Origin of the sequence: Nocardia sp. 852002-20019_SCH5090214, from assembly GCF_001665865.1 — a bacterium.
Lineage (GTDB): Bacteria > Actinomycetota > Actinomycetes > Mycobacteriales > Mycobacteriaceae > Nocardia > Nocardia nova.
In genome coordinates this window covers 1-501 of sequence record NZ_LZMK01000361.1, presented here as the reverse complement: position 1 = coordinate 501, position 501 = coordinate 1, and the positions used below count along the sequence as shown (strand labels likewise).

The 501-nt window shown below is 63.1% G+C and carries 1 protein-coding gene; it reads left to right on the top strand.

Annotated elements, in window-relative coordinates; genetic code table 11:
- Positions 1-79 precede the first annotated feature (79 nt).
- On the top strand, positions 80-501 hold a 422-nt coding region (locus A5780_RS43260), incomplete at its 3' end, for a relaxase domain-containing protein (RefSeq protein ID WP_231983116.1).

The following is a 501-nucleotide window of genomic DNA, read 5'->3' as shown; positions in this document are numbered from 1 at the left end:
TCACACAAAAAATTTCACACCTCATGCTCCCAGGTCACGAACAGATAACGAGAAATCTGGAGCGGCGTAGCCTGGATGCATGATGTCGCTGGCGAAGATCGCGTACGGCGACGGCTATGAGTATTACCTGCGGAATATCGCCACGAATGACGCCAATGAGCGTGGCGCGCAACAGCTCGCCGATTATTACAGCGAGCGCGGCGAGTCCCCGGGTCGCTGGGTGGGGTCGGGGTTGGGAGCCCTGGATATCGTCGAGGGAGACATCGTCACCGAATCCCAGATGCGGGCCTTGTTCGGTCGCGGGATGCATCCGAACGCCGACACGATCGTCGCGCAGCTGGCGGCCGAGCAGATGGCCGAGGGTGTCTCGCCGCGGGTGGCCCGCCTCTACGGCGCGAAGATGGCCCAGCTCGGCCGCCCGCATAACCGATATGTGGTCGCCGAGGCTGGCTACCGGTTCGAGTGCGCCCGCGCCTATGCCGAATACAACCGTGCCCAAGG